20 protein-coding genes are annotated in these 17,476 nt (G+C 66.9%); 3 read left to right on the top strand and 17 right to left on the bottom strand.

The features are described 5' to 3' along the window. Position 1 precedes the first annotated feature (1 nt). Positions 2 to 1,810, bottom strand: coding sequence for a translation elongation factor 4 (gene lepA, locus ASF94_RS15810; RefSeq protein ID WP_056668475.1), 1,809 nt, complete (start codon positions 1,808 to 1,810; stop codon positions 2 to 4). Here lepA and ASF94_RS21380 point away from each other — a divergent pair. After that, a complete protein-coding gene (locus ASF94_RS21380) occupies positions 1,800 to 2,042 on the top strand; it encodes a hypothetical protein (protein ID WP_156382561.1) in 243 nt (80 codons plus the stop codon). The genes lepA and ASF94_RS21380 overlap by 11 nt on opposite strands. A 287-nt stretch (positions 2,043 to 2,329) precedes the next feature. Here the strand turns inward: ASF94_RS21380 and ASF94_RS15815 are convergent, their stop codons facing one another. The 12 genes from ASF94_RS15815 to ASF94_RS15865 all read right to left on the bottom strand — a co-directional run bounded on the left by ASF94_RS15815 (position 2,330) and on the right by ASF94_RS15865 (position 12,414). Beyond that, entirely contained in the window at positions 2,330 to 3,808 is a 1,479-nt protein-coding gene (locus ASF94_RS15815) for a Do family serine endopeptidase (protein WP_056668829.1), read from the bottom strand. Positions 3,809 to 4,076: 268 nt separating this feature from the next. Continuing rightward, positions 4,077 to 4,712, bottom strand: a complete 636-nt coding sequence (locus ASF94_RS15820) for a sigma-E factor negative regulatory protein (protein WP_056668831.1) — start codon at positions 4,710 to 4,712, stop codon at positions 4,077 to 4,079. 54 nt (positions 4,713 to 4,766) lie between these two features. After that, entirely contained in the window at positions 4,767 to 5,396 is a 630-nt protein-coding gene (rpoE, locus tag ASF94_RS15825) for an RNA polymerase sigma factor RpoE (RefSeq protein ID WP_056668478.1), read from the bottom strand. Positions 5,397 to 5,425: 29 nt separating this feature from the next. Then, a complete protein-coding gene (locus ASF94_RS21385) occupies positions 5,426 to 5,893 on the bottom strand; it encodes a hypothetical protein (protein WP_235505399.1) in 468 nt (155 codons plus the stop codon). 107 nt (positions 5,894 to 6,000) lie between these two features. Further along, entirely contained in the window at positions 6,001 to 7,245 is a 1,245-nt protein-coding gene (gene fabF, locus ASF94_RS15830) for a beta-ketoacyl-ACP synthase II (RefSeq protein ID WP_056668482.1), read from the bottom strand. A 54-nt stretch (positions 7,246 to 7,299) separates the two neighbouring features. Next, positions 7,300 to 7,539 carry an acyl carrier protein gene (acpP, locus tag ASF94_RS15835; protein WP_056668487.1) on the bottom strand — a complete coding sequence of 80 codons (240 nt, stop codon included), beginning with the start codon at positions 7,537 to 7,539 and terminating at the stop codon, positions 7,300 to 7,302. A gap of 104 nt (positions 7,540 to 7,643) precedes the next feature. Continuing rightward, positions 7,644 to 8,390: a 3-oxoacyl-ACP reductase FabG gene (gene fabG, locus ASF94_RS15840; protein ID WP_056668490.1), complete on the bottom strand. Its 747-nt coding sequence runs from the start codon at positions 8,388 to 8,390 to the stop codon at positions 7,644 to 7,646. Next, complete coding sequence (fabD, locus tag ASF94_RS15845) at positions 8,387 to 9,340, bottom strand: ACP S-malonyltransferase (protein ID WP_056668493.1); 954 nt, start codon at positions 9,338 to 9,340, stop codon at positions 8,387 to 8,389. Before fabD ends, fabG begins: the two co-directional genes overlap by 4 nt. 60 nt (positions 9,341 to 9,400) lie before the next feature. Continuing rightward, positions 9,401 to 10,378: a beta-ketoacyl-ACP synthase III gene (locus ASF94_RS15850; protein WP_056668496.1), complete on the bottom strand. Its 978-nt coding sequence runs from the start codon at positions 10,376 to 10,378 to the stop codon at positions 9,401 to 9,403. Beyond that, entirely contained in the window at positions 10,378 to 11,430 is a 1,053-nt protein-coding gene (gene plsX / locus ASF94_RS15855) for a phosphate acyltransferase PlsX (RefSeq protein WP_056668499.1), read from the bottom strand. Before plsX ends, ASF94_RS15850 begins: the two co-directional genes overlap by 1 nt. A 123-nt stretch (positions 11,431 to 11,553) precedes the next feature. Continuing rightward, entirely contained in the window at positions 11,554 to 11,736 is a 183-nt protein-coding gene (rpmF, locus tag ASF94_RS15860; RefSeq protein ID WP_056668502.1) for a 50S ribosomal protein L32, read from the bottom strand. A 126-nt stretch (positions 11,737 to 11,862) separates the two neighbouring features. After that, positions 11,863 to 12,414 carry a DUF177 domain-containing protein gene (locus ASF94_RS15865; RefSeq protein ID WP_056668506.1) on the bottom strand — a complete coding sequence of 184 codons (552 nt, stop codon included), beginning with the start codon at positions 12,412 to 12,414 and terminating at the stop codon, positions 11,863 to 11,865. Positions 12,415 to 12,439: 25 nt separating this feature from the next. On the opposite strand from ASF94_RS15865, the gene ASF94_RS15870 reads away from it, so the two are divergent. Both ASF94_RS15870 and ASF94_RS15875 read left to right on the top strand, forming a co-directional pair. After that, positions 12,440 to 13,054, top strand: coding sequence for a Maf family nucleotide pyrophosphatase (locus tag ASF94_RS15870; RefSeq protein WP_056668509.1), 615 nt, complete (start codon positions 12,440 to 12,442; stop codon positions 13,052 to 13,054). Beyond that, positions 13,051 to 13,842 carry an SAM-dependent methyltransferase gene (locus ASF94_RS15875; RefSeq protein WP_056668512.1) on the top strand — a complete coding sequence of 264 codons (792 nt, stop codon included), beginning with the start codon at positions 13,051 to 13,053 and terminating at the stop codon, positions 13,840 to 13,842. Before ASF94_RS15870 ends, ASF94_RS15875 begins: the two co-directional genes overlap by 4 nt. A gap of 201 nt (positions 13,843 to 14,043) precedes the next feature. Here the strand turns inward: ASF94_RS15875 and ASF94_RS15880 are convergent, their stop codons facing one another. From ASF94_RS15880 to ASF94_RS15895, 4 genes are all read right to left on the bottom strand, one after another. Then, complete coding sequence (locus ASF94_RS15880) at positions 14,044 to 15,084, bottom strand: S49 family peptidase (RefSeq protein ID WP_056668515.1); 1,041 nt, start codon at positions 15,082 to 15,084, stop codon at positions 14,044 to 14,046. 3 nt (positions 15,085 to 15,087) lie between these two features. After that, a complete protein-coding gene (locus ASF94_RS15885; protein ID WP_056668834.1) occupies positions 15,088 to 15,441 on the bottom strand; it encodes a Rieske 2Fe-2S domain-containing protein in 354 nt (117 codons plus the stop codon). Between the two features lie 95 nt (positions 15,442 to 15,536). Further along, positions 15,537 to 16,205, bottom strand: a complete 669-nt coding sequence (locus ASF94_RS15890; RefSeq protein WP_056668517.1) for an HAD family hydrolase — start codon at positions 16,203 to 16,205, stop codon at positions 15,537 to 15,539. Next, positions 16,205 to 17,218, bottom strand: a complete 1,014-nt coding sequence (locus ASF94_RS15895) for an RluA family pseudouridine synthase (protein ID WP_056668520.1) — start codon at positions 17,216 to 17,218, stop codon at positions 16,205 to 16,207. Before ASF94_RS15895 ends, ASF94_RS15890 begins: the two co-directional genes overlap by 1 nt. Positions 17,219 to 17,476: the final 258 nt, after the last annotated feature.

Raw genomic sequence — 17,476 nt, forward strand, 5'->3', positions numbered from 1 at the left:
GTCAGTCCTCCACTTGCAGGATCGCGAGGAACGCCTCCTGGGGCACCTCGACGGAGCCGATCTGCTTCATGCGCTTCTTGCCGGCCTTCTGCTTTTCCAGCAGCTTGCGCTTGCGGCTCACGTCGCCGCCATAGCATTTGGCCAGCACGTTCTTGCGCAGCGCCTTGATGGTTTCGCGCGCGATGATGTTGGCGCCGATGGCGGCCTGGATGGCCACGTCGTACATCTGGCGGCTGATGATCTCGCGCATCTTGGCCACCACGGCGCGGCCGCGGTACTGCGACTGGGAGCGGTGGACGATGATCGACAGCGCATCGACCTTCTCGCCGTTGAGCAGGATGTCCACCTTCACCACGTCCGAGGCGCGGTATTCCTTGAACTCGTAGTCCATCGAGGCATAGCCGCGCGACACCGACTTGAGCTTGTCGAAGAAGTCCAGCACGATCTCGCCGAGCGGCATCTCATAGGTCAGCATGACCTGGCGGCCGTGGTAGGCCATATTCATCTGCACGCCGCGCTTCTGGTTGGCCAGCGTCATCACCGGGCCGACGTAGTCCTGCGGCATGTAGAGATGCACCGTCACGATGGGCTCGCGGATCTCTTCCAGCCGGCCCTGGTCGGGCATCTTGGAGGGGTTCTCCACCATGATGACTTCGCCATCGGCGCGCACCACCTGGTAGACCACGCTGGGCGCGGTGGTGATGAGGTCCTGGTCGAACTCGCGCTCCAGGCGCTCCTGCACGATCTCCATGTGCAGCAGGCCCAGGAAGCCGCAGCGAAAACCGAAGCCCAGCGCCTGGCTGACCTCGGGCTCGTAATGCAGCGAGGCGTCGTTGAGCTTGAGCTTTTCGAGCGCGTCGCGCAGGGAGTCGTATTCGCTCGCCTCGGTCGGGTACAGCCCGGCGAACACCTGCGGCTGGATCTCCTTGAAGCCCGGCAGCGCTTCGGCCGCAGGCCCGGCGTTGTTGGGCAGCTTCTTTTCCAGCGTGATGGTGTCGCCCACCTTGGCGGCCTGCAGTTCCTTGATGCCGGCAATGATGTAGCCCACCTGCCCCGCGTCGAGCGAGTTGCGCGGCTCGTTGGCGGGCGTGAACACCCCCAGGTTGTCGGCGTTGTAGACCGCACCGCTGGCCATCATCTTGAAGCGCTCGCCCTTGAGCAGCCGGCCGTCGACCACGCGCACCAGCATCACCACGCCCACGTACGGGTCGAACCAGCTGTCGATGATCATCGCGCGCAGCGGGCCGTCGGACTGGCCCCGCGGCGCAGGCACCTTGGCCACGATGGCCTCGAGGATCTCGTCGATGCCCATGCCGGTCTTGGCGGAACACGGAATGGCGTCGGTCGCATCGATGCCGATCACGTCCTCGACTTCGGCCTTGGCGTTGTCCGGGTCGGCGTTGGGCAGGTCCATCTTGTTGAGAACGGGGACCACCTCCACGCCCAGGTCCAGCGCGGTGTAGCAGTTGGCCACCGTCTGCGCTTCCACGCCCTGCGAGGCATCGACCACCAGCAGCGCCCCTTCGCAGGCCGACAGCGAACGCGAGACTTCATACGAGAAGTCCACATGGCCCGGCGTATCGATCAGGTTCAGGTTGTAGACCTGCCCGTCCTTGGCCTTGTACTGCAGTGCCGCCGTCTGGGCCTTGATGGTTATCCCACGCTCTTTCTCGATGTCCATCGAGTCGAGCACCTGGGCTTCCATCTGGCGCTCCTCCAGGCCACCGCAACGCTGGATCAGGCGGTCAGCGAGGGTCGACTTGCCATGGTCGATGTGCGCAATGATGGAAAAATTTCTGATGTGGTTCATCAACGAAAAGCGTCAAGTGATTGAATTGAAACGGCGCGCACAAGAAAAAAGGGCGCGTCAAATGGCGACGCGCCCTGAACCAACAATCATTGGCAACTGCGATAGTTGGATCTTCATTGTAGGCAAAAAGGACTTCAGGGAAAGCCCACCCCATCTCGTCAGGCACGCGTTGCCCGTGTGCAACGAGGAATTAATCAACAGCTTACTCACAGCACCCACAACAACTCGCTGAACAACATGTGGGCGATCTGTGGATCGCCTGTGCATGAAAACGGGCCTTCCCACATCGTGGGCGTCACAAACGATTTTATGACCCCAGGTAGGAAAGAAGGCCCCGCATTCTACCGAAAACGATACATAGGCCAACGCTGAAGTCAGTGGCGACTCGCCCCCGGCGCAGCACGCAAAAATGTAACGGCCCAAAATTCGGCCCCGAAGGCCGGTTAACCCGACCCGGCCCTGGGGACTTGCGCCCCGCCCCGGGAGGCCGGGGCGGCAGGCCAGCGAACTGGCCGCCGTTCAGCGTGCAGGCCGGATGAGCGCGTACTGGGCCCACTCACCCCGGCGGAACAGCACGTTCACGGGTTTCGTCTTGTCCGCCTTGGCCAGCACCGCATCGAACTCCTTCACGCTGCCGATCTCCGTATTGGCGATCGCCAGGATCACGTCGTTCTCGCGCAGGCCGGCACGGGCCGCCGCTTCGGCCACGGCCACCACGCGCACGCCGCCCTTGATCTTCAGCTCCTTCTTCTGCGCGTCGGTCAACTCGGCGACCGACAGGCCGACCTGCTGCGCGGCAGCGGACGGCTTGGCCTTGCCCGTATCGCGCTCGGCTGCCTTGGCGACCGGCTTGTCGTCGGGCTCGACCTCGGCAATGGTGATGGCCAGGTCCCGCGTGTTGCCGCGGCGGAACACCGTGATGGTGCTCTTCGTGCCGGGCTTGGTATTGCCGACCAGACGCGGCAGATCGGCCACCTTTTCCACGGCCTTGCCGTCGAAGCGCGTGATCACGTCGCCGGCTTCGACGCCCGCGGTATCTGCGGGAGAGCCTGCCTCCACCCCACGCACCAGCGCGCCCTGCGGCTTGCCCAGGCCGATGGACTCGGCCACGTCCTTGGCGACGGGCTCGATCTGCACACCGATGCGGCCGCGGCTGACCCGGCCGGTGGCGCGCAACTGCTCGCTCACCCGGATCGCCTCGTCCATCGGGATGGCGAACGAAATGCCCATGAAGCCGCCAGACCGCGAATAGATCTGGCTGTTGATGCCGACCACTTCACCGCGCATGTTGATCAGCGGACCGCCGGAGTTGCCGGGATTGATCGCGACGTCGGTCTGGATGAACGGCAGGTAGTCCCCCGTGTCGCGCTGCTTGGCGCTGACGATGCCGGCGGTGACGCTGTTGTCCAGGCCGAACGGCGAACCGATGGCCATGACCCACTCGCCCACCCGCAGGCGGTTCACATCGCCGACCTTGACGGCCGGCAGCCCGGTCGCGTCGATCTTGACCACGGCCACATCGGTGCGCTTGTCGGAGCCCACGATCTTGGCCTTGAACTCCCGCTTGTCCGTCAGCGTCACGATGACCTCGTCGGCGCCCTCCACCACATGGTGGTTGGTCATCACATAGCCGTCGGACGTGAGGATGAAGCCCGAACCCACGCCGCGTGGCTGCTCTTCCTGCTGGCGCGGGCGCTGGGGAGCCTGCTGCCGCGGCATGTTGGGCACGGGCACGCCGAAGCGGCGGAAGAATTCGAGCATCTCCTCATCCATGGTGCCGGGCGCGGGCCGCTCGGAGGCCTTCTCCAGCGTGCGGATGTTCACCACGGAGGGCCCGACCTGGTCCACCAGGTCGGTGAAGTCCGGCAGTCCACGCGCCGCAGCCACGGCCTGTGCATGGGCGGTCTGGGGCGGCAGCACGAGCAGGCCGCCAGCGAGGGCGATCACCCCGGCCAGCGTGCAGGCATGCAGGTTTTTCCAATCGATCCTGGACATCATCGGCTTCTCCATCTTGGTCTGTTGCGTCCTCTGCGGCGCGATTATGAAAACGATAGCGTGCTTCTCGGAAGCGGCAAGCCGCATTTGGTTCCGCGCGGCGCGAAATCGAGCCTCTGCTGGCACGCTTGCCGCGCTTGCCGAACCAGTCGGGCCTGCGCACGCAGCGCGCGCGGGACGAGAAAACGGCCTGGGGGACGCGCGTCCCGCAGGCCGGTGTGCCGAACCCATGCCAGCGGCCCCACCTCAGGTGCAGGCCGCCCTGGCGGTTTCAACGGCTCGGCGCCTCGAAATTGGCATTGCGCAGAAAGCCCGCCGGCATCTGCAGCGTGGTGGTGCTGCCGAACTGCTTGTGCGCCGCCAGCAATTCGTCCAGGCGAGGGTCGCGGATCATGATCTGCTTGCCGTTCAGGCTGCCCGTGCCGCTGCTGTCGGCGACGGCGATGCCGTTGGCCGCCGGCAACTGCACGGAGGGGCCCTGGGCCGCAGCCAGTTGGGCGCCAGCAGCCGGCCCTTGCAGGCCGGCGTAGGTGTTCCAGCCGATCGCGGCGACCGCCGCGAGCGAGGCAAAGCCCGCCACCATCTTCCACTGGAAGACGCCCGCGTTGGCGACCCGCGCTGCAGCCGTCTCCACTTCGGCGACCTGCGCCAGTTCGCCCGAGGCGAGCGCGGTCGGGGCCGGCTCCTGCGCTATCTGGGCGCGCACCCGGTCGAGCAGCGCGCTGCTGTAGGGCGACGCCAGCTCGGAGGAGCGCAGCACATCCCCCACCACATGGTAGGCATGCCAGTGGGCGCGCCCGACATCGGTGGCAGCGAAGGCCATGGCCTGCGCAAATTCATCGTCCTGCAACTGACCGTCCGCCAGGGCGGACAGCCGTTCCCGCATCACTACATCGTCATCATTCATGGTGTCACCTGCATTGCTAGCACTGCCCATCCGTTGCGGCCTTCGGGAAGGCGCCTACCACCGCTTGCCGGACTGGTTTTCCAGCAGCGGCTTGACCCGCGCCGAAATCGCCTCGCGCGCCCGGAAGATCCGCGAGCGAACGGTGCCGATCGGGCAGTTCATCGCCACCGCGATCTCGTCGTAGGTCAGCCCTTCGATCTCACGCAGCGTCACGGCCTGGCGGAGGTCTTCCGGCAGGGCTTCCATGGCTGCGTTCACGGCCTCGGCGATTTCGCGCGCGGCCAGAACGGTCTCGGGCGTTTCTTCGCTGGTTAGTTCGCTGCCGACGCGGGAAGTTTCATCATCTTCGTCGCCGCCGCGCAGCGCGCTTTCCGTGATGAGGGGATTGCGCTTCATTTCCATCAGCGCCTTCTTGGCGGTGTTGACGGCGATGCGGTAGAGCCAGGTGTAGAACTGCGCATCGCCCCGGAACTGGTGCAGCGCCCGGTAGGCGCGGATGAAGGTCTCCTGGGCGATGTCCTGCACCAGATCGACGTCGCGAACCATGCGCCCGATGAGGCGCTCGATGCGGCGCTGGTACTTGATGACGAGCAGTTCGTAGGCGCGCTGGTCGCCGGCCACGGTGCGCTCCACCAGTTGGAGGTCGCTGTCGTTACCGTTAGGCGGGGGCGAAGATGCTGTCATTTTGGAAGAAAAGGGCTGCGGCCGCCCTGTCAGTCGGAGGGAGTGCCGCTCTGGCTGCGGGCCGCAGCAGAACTGCCCGGTGGACGGGCGGGCGAATATACCGCACGCCGGAATGCCGACCACCGCTGGGGCGCTTGCCTTTTTTCCAGGGCAAGCCAGGTGCGCCGGCCCTCCGGAAACACCGACACCAGCAGGAAGCGTTGTAAGTCCAGATGCACAGTGGGCGGCTTCTGGCAGGCCACGGGCAAAGCCGTGCCGGCCGGAGTCCACCACCATTGCGCGCCATCCCACTCGAGGACGCCCCGCGGGCTGCGCAGCCAGGCCAGGGCGGCCAGTGCCGCCGTCACCGACCACAGCCCGAACCCGAGAAAGACAGGAGACAACCCATCCGCTGGCGAGCCGGACTTCCACCACGCCGCGATCACCACCGCAGACGCGGCGATGACCGTCGCCAGCGCGATGCCCGCCGTGCCACTGCGCGTGACAGGGCAACGCACAGCGGGAGGGTGGTGGTAGCGCGGAGCTGACACGGCGGCGGCGCCTGTCGGGACGGCGCTCACCCCCAGGCCCGCCAGGGGCTGCGAGGTCAGCGCCGGTGTCGCGGTCAGACGCGCTTGAACACCAGGGTGCCGTTGGTGCCGCCGAAGCCGAAGTTGTTCTTCACGACCACGTCGAGCTTCATGTCACGCGCTTCGTTGGCGCAGTAGTCCAGGTCGCACTCCGGGTCCTGCTCGTGCAGGTTGATCGTGGGCGGCGCCTTCTGGTCCCGCAGCGCGAGCACGCAGAACACGCTCTCGATGCCGCCGGCGCCCCCCAGCAGGTGGCCGGTCATCGACTTGGTGGAACTGACCACGGTCTTGTAGGCATGGTCGCCCAGCGCGGCCTTGATGGCATTGGTTTCGTTGAGGTCGCCCAGGGGCGTCGACGTGCCGTGCGCGTTCAGGTAGTCGACCTCGTCGGCGTTCACACCGGCGTTGCGCAGCGCTGCCTGCATGGCGCGGCGCGGGCCGTCCATGTTGGGCGCGGTCATGTGACCGGCGTCGGCGCTCATGCCGTAGCCGGAAACTTCGGCATAGATCTTGGCGCCTCGCGCCTTGGCATGTTCGTACTCTTCGAGCACCAGCACGCCGGCACCCTCGCCCAGCACGAAGCCGTCGCGGCCCTTGTCCCAGGGGCGCGATGCCGTCTTGGGATCGTCGTTGCGGGTCGAGAGCGCGCGCATGGCGGCGAAACCGCCCACGCCCAGGGGCGACACGGTCGCTTCGCTGCCGCCCGCCACGATCACGTCGGCATCGCCGTACTCGATCTTGCGCGCGGCTTCACCGATGCAGTGCAGCCCCGTGGTGCAGGCCGTCACGACGGAAAGATTGGGGCCCTTGAAACCGAACCGCATCGAGACGTGGCCCGCCACCATGTTGATGATGGATGCCGGCACGAAGAAGGGCGTGATGCGGCGCGGTCCGCGGCTGGCCAGTTCGCCATGGGTATTCTCGATCAGCGGCAGGCCGCCGATGCCGGAGCCGATGATGCAGCCGATGCGGGTGGCCAGTTCCTCGTCCAGCGCTTCGCCCGTGGGCAGACCGGCATCCAGGACGGCTTCCTGCGCTGCGGCGATGCCGTAGTGGATGAAGCTGTCCATCGTGCGCGCGTCTTTGGCGCTGATGTAGGAGTTCAGGTCGAACCCCTTGACCTCTCCCGCGATCTTGCAGGCGAAGTTCGACGCATCGAACTTGGTGATGAGGTCGATGCCGGACTGTCCGGCGAGGATGTTGGCCCAGGCTTCGGCCACCGTGTTGCCCACGGGGCTGACGCAACCCAGACCGGTCACTACAACGCGACGACGGCTCATGCGTTCATACTTTCTTGGGTTCGCAGCGCCCGCCGGGCGCCATCGCGCGGGAAATCAGGCTTTTTGGTTGTTGTTGGCGTAGTCGATGGCGTTCTGCACCGTCGTGATCTTCTCTGCGTCTTCATCAGGGATCTCGATGCCGAACTCATCTTCCAGCGCCATCACCAGTTCCACGGTGTCCAGCGAGTCTGCACCCAGATCGGCGACGAAAGCCTTTTCGTTGGTGACTTGGGACTCTTCAACGCCGAGTTGTTCGGCAATGATTTTTTTGACACGTGCTTCGATATCGCTCATGGTTTCCCTCAGGGGGTTGTGAATGAATCCGCGATTCTAGCCGCTTCGGGGATCAGTCCCTCCAGCAGCCCGCCGCACGGAAATACGGCTCCAACTTTCATCAATTACATATACATGCCGCCATTGACGTGCAATTCCTGCCCCGTCACATAGCCGGCACCTGCAGAAGCCAGGTAGGCCACGGCATTCGCGATGTCGGCCGGACGCCCCAGGTGCCCCAGAGCGATCTGCGAAAGCAGGGCTTTTTGCTGCTCTTCCGGCAATTTGGCGGTCATGTCGGTCTCGATGAAACCGGGCGCCACGCAGTTGACCGTGATGCCACGGCTGCCCAGTTCACGCGCCAGGGCGCGCGTCATGCCGGCCACACCGGCCTTCGACGCAGCATAGTTCGCCTGACCCGGGTTGCCGGAAGCGCCCACCACGCTGGTGATGCTGATGATGCGGCCAAAGCGCTGCTTCATCATCGGGCGGATGGCGGCGCGGCTGCATCGGAAGACGGCCTTGAGGTTGGTGTCCACCACCGCATCCCAGTCGTCGTCCTTCATCCGCATCGCCAGGGTGTCGCGGGTGATGCCGGCGTTGTTGACCAGCACGTGCAGGCCGCCATGCTCCTTGACGATGGAGTCGATGAGCGCATCGACGGCAGCGCCATCGGTGACGTTCAGGGCCACGCCCTTGCCGCCGTGCGGGCCCAGTGCCGCCTGGATGCGCGCAGCGCCGTCGTCGGTCGTGGCGGTGCCGATCACGCGCAGGCCCCGGCTTGCCAGTTCGGCCGCGATGGCCGCGCCGATGCCGCGGGTGGCGCCGGTCACCAGCGCGATGTGGGGGGTGGATGCTTGGGAATCGCTCATGCCAGAAGATCTCGGGTTTCGGCCAGCGTGGCCGGGTCATAGAGTGGAACGCCGACCAGTTCGGGGTCGATGCGCTTGGTCAAACCGGCCAGCACCTTGCCCGGGCCGCATTCGACGATGTGGGTCACGCCGCGGGCCTTGAGCGCCTGCACGCACTCCACCCAGCGCACCGGCCCGAAGGCCTGGCGGTAGAGCGCATCGCGGATCGCGTCGGCATCGGCCTGCACGGCGACGTCGATGTTGTTGACGACCGGGATCCGGGGCGCAGCCAGCGGCAGATCGGCCAGCGCGGCACGCAGCTTGTCCGCAGCCGGCTTCATCAGGCTGGAATGGAACGGGGCCGACACGGGCAGCGGCAGCGCGCGCTTGGCGCCCGCGGCCTTGAGCAGTTCGCAGGCCTTGTCGACGCCGGCCTTGGTGCCGGCGATGACGGTCTGCGCTGGGTCATTGAAATTCACCGCCTCGACCACTTCGCCCGACGCGGGATCGAAGGTGCCGGCCGCTTCGGCGCAGCCGGCGATCACCCGCGCGGCGTCCATGCCCAGGATGGCGGCCATCGCGCCCACGCCCACGGGCACGGCCTCCTGCATGGCGGCGGCACGCAGGCGCACCAGCGGCGCCGCCTGGGCGAGCGTCAGCACCTCGGCGGCGACCAGCGCCGAATATTCACCCAGCGAATGGCCCGCCAGGGCGACCGGCTCGGCCCCGCCCTCGGCCCGCCAGGCACGCCAGGCGGCGATGGCGGCGACCAGCATCACCGGCTGGGTGTTGGTGGTCAGGCCCAGGGCCTCCTTGGGGCCTTCGTGGATCAGCCGGGCGACGTCTTCGCCCAGGGCGTCGGAGGCCTCCTGGAGCGTCTGGCGGACAGCCGGGTGGTCGCCCCAGCCATCCAGCATGCCCACGGACTGCGAGCCCTGGCCGGGAAACACAAATGCAAAAGACTTCGACATGTTCACTCAGAATTCAATAGGGAAAAGCGGCTCGGGCGCCCGTTATTCGGGCACCATTTGCTACATCTTCAATAGCACAGCACCCCAGGTGAAGCCGCCGCCCACACCTTCGAGCAGCACGGTCTGGCCTGGCTGGACCTGCCCCGAGCGCACGCCATGGTCGAGCGCCAGCGGTATGGAGGCCGCCGACGTGTTGCCGTGCTGGTCCACCGTGACGATCACCTTGTCCATGGACAGCTTCAGCTTGCGGGCCGTGCTCTGCATGATGCGGATGTTGGCCTGGTGCGGGATCAGCCAGTCGATGTCGGCTTCGGTCAGGCCCGCCTTGTCCAGCGTGGCCCGCGCGGCCTTTTCCAGCACGCCCACGGCCAGCTTGAAGACCGCCTGGCCGTCCATCTTGAGCAGCGGATCGCCCAGGATCTGGCCGCCCGAGACGTTGCCCGGCACGCACAGAATGCCCACGTGGCTGCCGTCGGCATGCAGGTCGCTGGCCAGGATGCCCGGCTGCTCGGATGCCTGAAGCACCACCGCGCCGGCGCCGTCGCCGAACAGCACGCAGGTGGTGCGGTCGTTGAAGTCGAGGATGCGGCTGAAGACTTCCGCGCCGACCACCAGCGCGCGGCTCGCGGCACCGGACTGGATCATGGAGTCGGCCACCGCCAGCGCGTAGACGAAACCGCTGCACACCGCCTGCACGTCGAAAGCCGCGCAGCCGTTGGCACCCAGCTTGTTCTGCAGGATGCATGCGGTGGAGGGGAACACCATGTCCGGCGTGGACGTGGCGACGATGATCAGGTCGATGTCGCTGGCCTGCAGGCCGGCCGCATCGATGGCGCGGCGCGAAGCCTCGAGCGCCAGGTCGCTGCTGGAGACATCCGCCGCGGCGAAGTGGCGCGCCCGGATGCCGGTGCGTTCCACGATCCATTCGTCGGAGGTTTCGATGCCCCGCCCGGCCAGTTCCGCGACCAGATCGTCGTTGGACAGACGGCGTGGAGGCAGGCAGCTGCCGGTGCCTGTGATACGGGAGTAACGTCTCATCAAAGTGTGGCCGCGGCCGTCCCGGGCGCTGGCAGCGTGTCGGCAGGGGCCAGAAGTGGCGCTGCATGCGCCACCCGCGTCCGGACGCGGTCGAGCAGGTTGTTGCGGGCTGCATCATACGCCCGGTTCAAAGCCTGCTCGAAGGCCATGGCGTCGGCCGATCCATGGCTCTTGAACACCAGCCCGCGCAGTCCCAGAAGCGCCGCGCCGTTGTAACGGCGGTGATCCATGCGCTTCATGAGCGCAGATAACACCGGATAGGCAACGATGGCTGCAAGTTTCGTCAAGACGTTGCGCTTGAATTCCTGCTTGAGGCCGCCGACGATCATCGACGCCACGCCCTCGCTCGCCTTCAGCGCCACGTTGCCCACGAAACCGTCACACACGACGATGTCGACCACGCCCTTGAAGATGTCGTTGCCCTCGACGTTGCCGTAGAAGTTCAGATCGCCGGTTTTACCGGCTGTTCGCAGCAGTTCGCCTGCCCTCTTGATGACGTCGCTGCCCTTGATGACCTCTTCACCGATGTTGAGCAGGCCGACCGAGGGCTCGCCGCCTTCCTGGAGTGCCGAGACCAGCGCGGAGCCCATCACGGCGAACTGCAGCAGGTGTTCGGCCGAGCAATCCACGTTGGCGCCCAGGTCCAGCACCGTGGTGGCGCCGCCTTTGTCGTTCGGCATCTGGGTTGCGATGGCAGGCCGGTCGATGCCGTCCAGCGTCTTGAGCAGGTAGCGCGCGATGGCCATCAGCGCCCCGGTGTTGCCGGCCGACACGGCCGCCTGCGCGGCGCCGTCCTTGACCTGCTGGATGGCCACACGCATGGACGAATCCTTCTTGCGGCGCAGCGCGACCTCCACCGGGTCGTCCATGGCCACCACCTCCGTGGCCAGGACCACCGAGGCGCGCTCATGCACCAGGCCCTTGACGCCTTCGGCCGTGCCCACCAGCAGCAGGCGCGCATCGGAATGTTGTTCGAGGAAATGGCGGCACGCCGCGAGCGTGACGCTGGGGCCGTGATCGCCCCCCATGCAGTCAACAGCCAGTGTGATCATGGGCGACTTGTCTGGACCGCCATGCGGCCCTAGGGAATGAGTGAACGACGGAAAAAAGAAAGGCCCGCGCTACAAAGGTTGTAGCAACGGGCCTCAGCGGCCGGATCGGACGATCGGGCCGGATCAGGCTTCGGACTTGTTCTTCAGCACCTGGCGGCCACGGTAGAAACCGTTGGGGCTGATGTGGTGACGCAGGTGCGTTTCGCCGGTGGTGGCTTCGACGGCCGTACCTGGCGTGACCAGCGCGTTGTGCGAGCGGTGCATGCCGCGCTTGGAGGGAGATTTCTTGTTTTGCTGAACAGCCATGGTGGGCTCCTGAGTCTTGAATGAAGGGTTGGTAAAAACGCGACCCAGCCCATAAAAAGACACGAGGGGATTCGCGCGAAGCCCTCGATTATAGCTGAATCGACATTTATGCCGCCAGGGCGCCGTTCAGCCGCCGCCCTTGGTGTTGCGCAAAGCCGCCAATGCCGCGAACGGATTGGGCTTTTGCGCGCTGGCTTCCTCGAAGTCTTCGTCGCTGGAAGCCATGCTGACGGGCGTGGGGCAGACGTCGTGGCGGGGCACCACCGGCAGGGCCATCAGCAGCTCGTCCTCGATAAGCTCGCGCAGGGCGAACTCGCGGCTCATGGCCAGCAGGTCTTCCTCGCTCTCGTCGTCCAGGGCTTCCGCGGTGGCCTCGTCGGCCACGAAGCGGAACTCGCGATCCACGTCCAGCGGAACATCCACCGGCGTCAGGCAGCGCTGGCAGGTCATGGGAACGGTGGCGTGCGCTTTCAGGTGCAGCCAGACCTGCCCTTCGATCCCGTGCGTGGAGCGCATGTCGCCCTGCGCGTCCCAGCTCACCAGCAGATCAGGGTGCAGGCCTTGCGCCTCGCTGGCAAGACGCTCGTATTTCAATAGCGAATCCTGGCGCGACAGATGGCCGCCCGCCTGGGCGAAGGCCTTCACATCCAGCCGGTCAGGAGAGTATTCCTTGGTCATGCATGCAGTGTAAGAGAATCGCCGCATGCCCGAATCCAGCCCTGTTTCCGCCTCCGCGACACCCCGTCCGCTCATCCTCGGCTCCACCTCGCGCTACCGCCGCGAACTGCTGGGCCGCCTCGCCCTCCCCTTCGACGTGGCAGCACCCGACGTGGACGAAACGCCGCAGCCCGGCGAGGCGCCCCGCGCCCTGGCGCTGCGCCTGGCGCGCGCCAAGGCGCATGCGGTGGCCGCCCAGCACCCGCAGGGCATCGTGATCGGCTCAGACCAGGTGGCCGACCTGGCGGGCCAGCCCCTGGGCAAGCCGGGCACGCACGAGCGCGCCACCGCCCAGCTGCGCCAGATGCGGGGCCAGACCGTCGTCTTCCAGACCGCCGTGGCAGTGGTCTGCCAGGCCACGGGCTTCGATCAGGTCGAGCTGGCAGCCGTCGAGGTGCGGTTCCGCGACCTGGGCGACGACGAGATCGAGCGCTACCTGCGAGCCGAGCAGCCCTACGACTGCGCCGGCAGCGCCAAGAGCGAAGGCCTGGGCATCGCGCTGCTCGACGCCATCCACAGTGACGACCCCACCGCGCTGATCGGCCTGCCGCTGATCCGCACCTGCCGCATGCTGCGCGCGGCCGGACTGGTGCTGCCATGAGCGCCGGCCCCCAAGCCGCCCCGCGCGGCACGCTCTATCTGGTGCCGGCGCCGCTCGATTTCGGCTGCGATGCCCAGGCCGACCTGGCTGACGCCCTGCCGGATGGCACGTTGCGCACCGCCGCCGGCCTCACCCGCTGGATCTGCGAGAACGCCAAGAGCACCCGCGCCTATTTGAAACGCGTGGATGCGGTGCACCCGCTGGCGGCCCCGCTGCAGGCGCAGCAGATCACCGAGCTGCCCCGCGAAGTCCACAAGAAGGGCGACCACGGCGGCGCAGGCCATGTGCCGTTCGACGCCCGCCCGCTGCTGGCCGAGGCGCTGGCCGGGCACGACATCGGCCTGGTCAGCGAAGCCGGCATGCCTGCCGTGGCGGACCCGGGCAGCTCCGTGGTGCGCGCGGCGCACGACCTGGGCCTGCGCGTGGTGCCGCTGGTCGGGCCGGTGTCGCTGCTGCTCGCGCTGGCCGCCAGCGGACTCAACGGCCAGGGCTTCGCGTTCACGGGCTACCTGCCGCAGGACGGGGGCGAGCGCGCCCAGCGCATCCGCGAGCTGGAATCGCTGGCGCTCAAGCAGGGCCAGACACAGCTCTTCATCGAGACGCCCTACCGCAACGCCGCGCTCTGGCAGGCGCTGCTGCAGACGCTGCAGCCGAACACGCGGCTGGCCATCGCCAGCGGGCTGACGCTGCAGACGGCGCGCACCGACAGCCGGCTGGTGCGGCAGTGGCGCCAGCAGAACGAAGCGCCGGACAACCGCACGCCGGCGGTGTTCCTGATCGGCCGCTGAGACGGCAACCCCTTCCATCGGCAAGCTTTTGCTATATTTATAATAGCAAACAACCCTTCATTCATCAGCGCAAACTGCACTTTTGATGATGAACTCCTGCAGGAGGGGCCATGAAAAAAGCGTGGTGGCCTTCGCAGGCCCCACGCTCATCGGATGGGAACGGGCGCCGGCGCCCGGACGGATGGATGGATGGATGGATCTTCAGCGGATCGCAGGCGCTGTCTTCAGCGCATGCACCGCGGTCTCTCCCAACGCGGCGCCAAACTTCTTCACCAGCCGCTCGGCCACGTTGTCGCGACGCGTGTAGTCGATCACCTCTTCGGCCTTGACGACTTCGCGGGCCACATAGTCCAGGTTGCCCAGCTTGTCGGCCAGGCCCAGGTCCACCGCCTGCTGCCCCGTCCAGAACAGGCCGCTGAAGGTTTCGTCGTTGATCTTCAGGCGGTCGCCACGGCCGGCCTTGACCACGGCGATGAACTGCTGGTGGATCTGGTCGAGCATCTGCTGCGCGAAGGCGCGCTGCTTTTCCGTCTGGGGGCTGAAGGGATCGAGAAAGCCCTTGTTTTCGCCCGCCGTGATCAGGCGTCGCTCCACGCCCAGCTTTTCCATGGTGCCGGTGAAGCCAAAGCCGTCCATCAGCACGCCGATGCTGCCGACGATGCTGGCCTTGTCGACGAAGATCTCGTCCGCCGCCGAGGCGATGTAGTAGGCGGCCGAGGCGCAGGTTTCTTCCACGACGGCGTAGACCGGCTTGTTGTACTTGGCCTTCAGCCGCACGATCTCGTCGTTGATGATGCCGGCCTGCACCGGGCTGCCGCCGGGTGAGTTGATCAGCAGCACCACTGCCTGCGAGCCGGAGTCCTCGAACGCGCTGCGCATGGCGGCGACGACGAATTCCGCGCTGGCTTCGGCACCCGCGGCGATCTCGCCCTTGATGTCGACCACCGCCGTGTGGGGCGTGGACTTGCTGACCGTGGCCGCGTCGCGCTGCAGCAGTAGCCAGGCGATGGCAACGGCGAACACCAGCCAGGCCAGGCGCGTGAAGATGCGCCAGCGGCGCGCGGAGCGCTGCTCGGCCAGCGTGGCGAAGACCAGCTTTTCCAGCACGTCACGCTCCCAGCCGGGGCGTTCCGCCGCCGCTTTTCTTGCTTCTTTTTCAGGAGCAGGCTGCGCCCACAGGTCGGGCGCTGGAGGTGGATTGCCCCCGTAACCCGAGGGGTCGTTGCGGGTGGGATCGGTCATGAATCAGGACTCTGCGGGTTGGAGGTGAGGGGAAGTATGCCAGCGCACCTGGGAGGCACTCTCTGACAGTGTGATTTTGACCAGTCCGCCCCGGCACGGGCCACCTGCACAGGCACCGGTATCCGGCCGATAGGCGGCACCGTGGGTTGCGCACAACAGCCACTGGCCCGTGTCGTCGAAAAAGCGGCCTTCCTGGTAGTCCATCTCCATGGGCACATGGGTGCAGCGGTTCAGGTAGGCATGCACGCCGCCGCCGAAGCGCACGGCGAACGCGCGGCAGGCCTGGCCGTGGTAGCGCACATCGAAGCCGACGGCGCGGCCGCCTTCCACCAGGTCCTCGGAGGCGCACAGGGGCATGGACGCCGAGGCGGGTGCGTCCGGCCGGCCCGGGGGCGGCGGCGGATCAGGCGGCTGCGACGGTCCGATGACATTGCGGCTGGGGGCCATGGCGGTCAGCCGTGCTGCAGCAGGCCGTCGTGCAGCTCGCGCACGGAATTCGCCACGAACAGCGGGCGCAGGGCGGCGAAGCCCTCCGCCGAATGCGCCCCGTAGGTCACGCCCACGCTCGCGCAGCCGGCCGACAGCGCCATCTGCAGGTCGTGCGTGGTGTCGCCGATCATCAGCGTGCGCTCGGGCGGCACGTCGAATTCGGCCATCAGCTCCTGCAGCATCAGCGGGTGCGGCTTGCCGGCGGTTTCATCCGCCGTGCGGGAGCCGTCGAACACGCCGCGCAGCTGCACGGTGTGCAGCGCCTCGTCCAGGCCGCGGCGGTTCTTGCCCGTCGCCACGGCCAGCAGGTGGCCGCGGGCACGCAATTCGTCCAGCAGCGGCAGCACGCCGGGGAACAGGCTCAGGTCGTCCTGATGCTTGAAGTAGTGAAAGCGGTAGCGGTTGCCCAGCTCGGTGTACTTCTCGGCCGGCACGTCGGGCGCGGCATGGGCCAGCGCCTGCATCAGGCTCATGCCGATCACCCAGGCGGCCTGCTGGTCGGTGGGCACGGTGCCGCCCACGTCGCGCACCGCTTCCTGGATGCAGCGCACGATGATGGCGGTGGAGTCGTAGAGGGTGCCATCCCAATCGAAGGCGATCAGGTCGAAGCGGCGGGGGCGGGAGGCGGGCATCAGGGGGTTCCGGGAAGGTAGTCGGCCAGGTCGGCGGGCAGTTCGGCATGCAGCTCCACGCGCTCTGCGGTGGAGGGGTGATTGAACTGTAGCCGCCACGCATGCAGAAACATGCGCTTCAGGCCGAGCTTGTGCAGCCGCCGGTTGAGGTCGAAGTCGCCGTACTTGTCGTCGCCCACGATGCCGTGGCCCTGGCTGGCCAGGTGCACCCGGATCTGGTGGGTGCGGCCGGTCTTGATGGTCACTTCCAGCAGGCTCATGGCGGGCAGGCCCTGCCCCGGGCGCGGCGGCAGCACCGAGCGCACCTTGACCAGCGTGATCGACCGCATGCCGTCCGGGTCGTCCGCGGTGGTGGTGCGCACGCGGCGTTCGCCGTCGGCCTGCAGATACTTGTGCAGCGGCGTGTCGATCACCTTCTTGTTGGCGGGCCAGGTGCCGGCCACCAGCGCCAGGTAGGTCTTGCCGGTTTCGCGCTCGCGGAACTGGTCCTGCAGCGCCACCAGCGCGGAGCGCCGCTTGGCCACCAGCAGGATGCCGGAGGTTTCCCGGTCCAGCCGGTGCACCAGCTCCAGGAATTTCGCCTGGGGACGCGCCTGGCGCAGCTGCTCGATGACGCCGAAGCTCACGCCGCTGCCGCCATGCACCGCCGTGCCGGCAGGCTTGTCGATGGCGATGACGAAGTCGTCCTCCAGCAGCACCGGGAATTCCCGCGCGGGCGCCGGCCGCTCGGCCTTTTCCGCCACCTTGTCGGACACACGCACGGGCGGCAGGCGCACCTGGTCGCCGGCCTGCACGCGCGTGTCGGCGCTCACGCGGCCCTTGTTGATGCGCACCTCGCCGCTGCGGATGATGCGGTAGACATGCGTCTTGGGCACGCCCTTCAGATGGCGTATCAGGAAGTTGTCGAGCCGCTGGCCTTCGGATTCCGCATCGACTTCCACCATGCGGGCGGCGGGCGGCTGGGCTGCCGGCGGAAGGTCCGTGGCCGGTTTGCCCCCTATAATGTGTTTCACCTGCGCTACGTTGTGTAAGTGGTTGATTTGTCTGGAGTTTAGTCCACCCAGCCCGACAAGCCGCGCAGGAAGGTCGATTGCCCACGGGCGTCGTGTGCGCGGATTGCAGGCCGGATGCCTGTGCAGCCCACACGCCGCGCGGCAGGCTGACGAATTGAAACACTGAATACGGAATCCCCATGCCGGCAGCCGCCCCCACCCGGGCAGCGCACGCCGGCGGATCGAAGCGACAACTATGTGGGCATTGCTGGCCTGGAT

Source organism: Acidovorax sp. Leaf160 (assembly GCF_001424265.1).
Taxonomy (GTDB): Bacteria; Pseudomonadota; Gammaproteobacteria; order Burkholderiales; family Burkholderiaceae_C; genus Paracidovorax.

Excerpts from the sequence above, each read along its gene's own strand:
- ASF94_RS15870 (WP_056668509.1), top strand. The coding sequence starts at position 12,440 with ATGCCCGAATCCAGCCCTGTTTCCGCCTCCGCGACACCCCGTCCGCTC.
- rpmF (WP_056668502.1), bottom strand. The coding sequence starts at position 11,736 with ATGGCTGTTCAGCAAAACAAGAAATCTCCCTCCAAGCGCGGCATGCAC.
- plsX (WP_056668499.1), bottom strand. The coding sequence starts at position 11,430 with ATGATCACACTGGCTGTTGACTGCATGGGGGGCGATCACGGCCCCAGC.
- ASF94_RS15875 (WP_056668512.1), top strand. The coding sequence starts at position 13,051 with ATGAGCGCCGGCCCCCAAGCCGCCCCGCGCGGCACGCTCTATCTGGTG.
- acpP (WP_056668487.1), bottom strand. The coding sequence starts at position 7,539 with ATGAGCGATATCGAAGCACGTGTCAAAAAAATCATTGCCGAACAACTC.
- ASF94_RS15865 (WP_056668506.1), bottom strand. The coding sequence starts at position 12,414 with ATGACCAAGGAATACTCTCCTGACCGGCTGGATGTGAAGGCCTTCGCC.
- ASF94_RS15885 (WP_056668834.1), bottom strand. The coding sequence starts at position 15,441 with ATGCCCCTGTGCGCCTCCGAGGACCTGGTGGAAGGCGGCCGCGCCGTC.
- lepA (WP_056668475.1), bottom strand. The coding sequence starts at position 1,810 with ATGAACCACATCAGAAATTTTTCCATCATTGCGCACATCGACCATGGC.
- fabF (WP_056668482.1), bottom strand. The coding sequence starts at position 7,245 with ATGAGCCGTCGTCGCGTTGTAGTGACCGGTCTGGGTTGCGTCAGCCCC.
- ASF94_RS15880 (WP_056668515.1), bottom strand. The coding sequence starts at position 15,084 with ATGACCGATCCCACCCGCAACGACCCCTCGGGTTACGGGGGCAATCCA.
- ASF94_RS15890 (WP_056668517.1), bottom strand. The coding sequence starts at position 16,205 with ATGCCCGCCTCCCGCCCCCGCCGCTTCGACCTGATCGCCTTCGATTGG.
- ASF94_RS15850 (WP_056668496.1), bottom strand. The coding sequence starts at position 10,378 with ATGAGACGTTACTCCCGTATCACAGGCACCGGCAGCTGCCTGCCTCCA.
- ASF94_RS21380 (WP_156382561.1), top strand. The coding sequence starts at position 1,800 with ATGTGGTTCATCAACGAAAAGCGTCAAGTGATTGAATTGAAACGGCGC.
- ASF94_RS15815 (WP_056668829.1), bottom strand. The coding sequence starts at position 3,808 with ATGATGTCCAGGATCGATTGGAAAAACCTGCATGCCTGCACGCTGGCC.
- rpoE (WP_056668478.1), bottom strand. The coding sequence starts at position 5,396 with ATGACAGCATCTTCGCCCCCGCCTAACGGTAACGACAGCGACCTCCAA.
- fabG (WP_056668490.1), bottom strand. The coding sequence starts at position 8,390 with ATGAGCGATTCCCAAGCATCCACCCCCCACATCGCGCTGGTGACCGGC.
- ASF94_RS15820 (WP_056668831.1), bottom strand. The coding sequence starts at position 4,712 with ATGAATGATGACGATGTAGTGATGCGGGAACGGCTGTCCGCCCTGGCG.
- fabD (WP_056668493.1), bottom strand. The coding sequence starts at position 9,340 with ATGTCGAAGTCTTTTGCATTTGTGTTTCCCGGCCAGGGCTCGCAGTCC.